This is a genomic window from Micromonospora sp. M51, from assembly GCF_018070305.1.
GTDB classification, from domain to species: domain Bacteria; phylum Actinomycetota; class Actinomycetes; order Mycobacteriales; family Micromonosporaceae; genus Micromonospora; species Micromonospora parva.
In genome coordinates, this window is record NZ_JAGPXZ010000780.1 from 1 (window position 1) to 2,753 (window position 2,753).

3 protein-coding genes and 1 pseudogene are annotated in these 2,753 nt (G+C 69.8%); 2 read left to right on the forward strand and 2 right to left on the reverse strand.

The window, feature by feature from the left end; translation table 11 throughout:
• Positions 1 to 102, forward strand: a pseudogene (locus KBX53_RS28660) (enoyl-CoA hydratase/isomerase family protein); the annotation flags it as partial.
• A gap of 66 nt (positions 103 to 168) precedes the next feature.
• On the opposite strand, the gene KBX53_RS28665 reads toward KBX53_RS28660, so the two are convergent.
• Positions 169 to 1,512: an ABC transporter substrate-binding protein gene (locus KBX53_RS28665; RefSeq protein ID WP_030332221.1), complete on the reverse strand. Its 1,344-nt coding sequence runs from the start codon at positions 1,510 to 1,512 to the stop codon at positions 169 to 171.
• Between the two features lie 156 nt (positions 1,513 to 1,668).
• Between KBX53_RS28665 and KBX53_RS28670 the strand changes: the two genes are divergently transcribed.
• Positions 1,669 to 2,058, forward strand: coding sequence for a hypothetical protein (locus KBX53_RS28670; protein WP_030332223.1), 390 nt, complete (start codon positions 1,669 to 1,671; stop codon positions 2,056 to 2,058).
• A 67-nt stretch (positions 2,059 to 2,125) separates the two neighbouring features.
• Here KBX53_RS28670 and KBX53_RS28675 read toward each other — a convergent pair whose 3' ends face one another.
• The gene (locus tag KBX53_RS28675) at positions 2,126 to 2,566 is read right to left on the reverse strand and encodes a hypothetical protein (RefSeq protein ID WP_051708467.1); all 441 of its coding nucleotides are present in this window, start codon (positions 2,564 to 2,566) and stop codon (positions 2,126 to 2,128) included.
• Positions 2,567 to 2,753 lie beyond the last annotated feature (187 nt).

Genomic DNA, 2,753 nt, shown 5'->3' on the forward strand with positions numbered 1-2,753 from the left:
GCCCAACCGCACCTCGACCTGGTCAGCCAGGCGGTGCTCTTCGAGGACGACGAGAAGCACCGCCGGATGACCGAGTTCCTGCAGCGCCGCCGGCCGCGCTGACCCCGTACCCGAAAACGGCCGCACCGGCGGGAAGCCGGTGCGGCCGTCGTGGGCCTCGGGTCCTGCTTACTGCCCGATCTGCACCCCGGCGTCGGCCAGGCCGCGGATCACCTGGGCGGACTCACCGAAACCGATGATCAGTACGGCGTCCGCACCGAACTCCTTGATCTCCTTCGCGCCGCCGCTGAAGTCGACCGGGGCCGCCTTCGCGTCGGCCGGCGGCTCGTACGTCAGCAGCTTGAGCCGGTCGTCGGGAATGCCCGCCTTGGCCAGCTCGTCGCGGACGGTGGCCTGCAGGCCCTCGCCGTAGGAGTCCTTGCGGGCGACGATGACGATCTTCTGGGACCCGTCGCGGAGGATCACGTCGGCCAGTGCCCGGCCCTGGAGGCTGTCCGGCGGGGCGGTGCGGAAGTAGAGGCCCTTGTCCTCCACGTCGGTCAGGCCGCTGTCGGTGTTGGACGGGGAGAAGAGGATCTTCCCGGCCTGCACCACGTCCGGCAGCACCTCCCGGGAGATACCCGAACCACCCGCGCCGATGATCACGCTGACGCCGTCCGTCACGTGCTTGGCCACCGTCGCCTTGGCCACCGCCGGGCTGGTGCCGTCGTCGCCGTCCTTCCACGTCACCGGCTTGCCCAGGGCGCCACCCGCGGCGTTGATCTCCTTGATCGCCAGCGCGGCGCCGGCGGCCATCGGGGGATAGGCGATCGCGAGGTCACCGGTCTTCGGCAGCAGGCCGCCCAGGACCAGCGGCTCCTGGTCGGGGTCCCCACCGGCGCGCTGCTTCTTCGGCCTCGGCGGCGTCTTGGTGCTCGCCGCCGACTCGATGCCGGCGCCGACGAACTCGGTCTTGCCGTCGTTGATCTGCTGCCCGTCGAAGGTCAGCGTGGCGTAGCTCGCGGTGGCCGGCTCGCCCTTGTCGGTGAACCCCGCCCGGGTCAGCGAGACGCTGCGGTACTCGATGTCCTGCCCGTTACGGGCCAACGCGAGACAGCTGGCGGGGTCCTCGCAGCGCTGCCCGTCGTTGGTCACACCGACGATCTGCTTGGCGATGTCCGCCGGGTTGGTGCTGCCGGCCAACTGCGCGGCGAGCACGGCGATCACCACCGCGTCGTACGTCTCGGCGGAGTAGAGGTAGTCCGTCAGCGCCGGATTGACGGCCCGTAGCCGGCTCTTGAAGTCGTCGGGCAGCGGGGTGAGCGGCGTGGTGCCCTTCATCCCGTCGACGAGGCTCGCCCGTTCCTTCAACTCGGCAGGATAGGAGTTGAGCATGTTGCCGTCCGTGCCGTAGAGGCGCACCTGTTGGGCGCTTGCCTCCTCGGGCTTGTCATCCCCGCAAGCGCTCGTGGCGAGCAGGATCGTCGCGCAGGCAGCCAGTGTGGCTACCCGCGAGCGGCGTGTTACGAACATGGGTCGTCCTTCCTCCGGCGAAGGTCCGCTGCGCACATTAGCGTGCCGAGGCCGGCGGCGGGACCGTGGAGGCGGCGTAATGCGCAGGTCGCTCGCATTGAACACGGACAGTGACGGTTGCTGGGGGACTTGACCACCCGTCCTACTGTGCGCTGAGTGACCGACCTACCACAGCAGACGTTCGATGACGCGGCCGCCGTGCTCCGTTCGGCGCTGACCGGCGATGGAGACGCGGTGGTGGGAGCGTTCGACGCGGTCGTCGACCGGGCCGGCCTGAGCGGCGCGTACGGGGTCGCCTGGTGCCTGGCGGCGACAATGCTCGGTGACGCGCCGGCGGCGAGCGGGGCGGCGCTCGACTTCCCGGGGATCGACCAGGCCGGGTACGACACCCGCTGGGTGGCCCGCTTCGTCAGTGCGTACGCGAATCAGGACGAACCCACCGGTGAGGCCCTGTTCGGCGCGGCGGCGGCGGATGGGCTGCTCCCGGACTGCCTGCTGACGCTTGCCGGCTCGACGATCGCCACCCTGCGCAGCCGCGCCGGCTGACGTGTCGGCCGGCCGCGGCGGGTGCGGCGTTGTCGGCGGGTCGGCCCGCCGCGACCGCGTGGGTCGGTCAGAACGCGTGGTACGCGATCAGCGGCTCGTACTCGTAGCGCAGGTTCTCGAAACGGACCCGGAAGTTGACGCCGTCCTTGACGTTGGTCGCCACCGTGATCCAGCCCGAGTTGGCCGGCAGGTAGGTCCAGTAGTTACAGGCGCTCGTCTTGTCCACGAAGATCACGCATGCTTCGGTGGCGTACACGCTCGCGTTGCGGACGTTGATGTCGCGACAGCGCGTCGTGGTGCGGTACTGACCCGCCGAGCCGCCGTAGCGGCCCGTCTCGAAGTACGACCGGACCGCCCCGCCGTAACAGGTGGCGAGCGGGGCGAACGCGTTCGGCCCGGAGCTGACCGGTGTGGTCGGTGTTGTCGGCTCCGCCCGGGCGGGCGTGCCGGCGGCGATCAGTGCGGTGGCGGTGGCGACGGCGAGCAGGCGAGCGGTCGGGGATGGCATTCGTTCCTCCGGAAACAGTTAACTGACCGTCCGTATAGGACTGATCATCTGATCGTGACGATGATACGTATCGATCGATTCCGGCGCGGCCCCGACGATGTCCGGCCGGTGTGGTAGCTCTGTAGGCATGTCCGAGGCCATCCTCAGCAAGGTGCGCAAGCTGCTGGCCCAGGCCGAGGATCCAGCC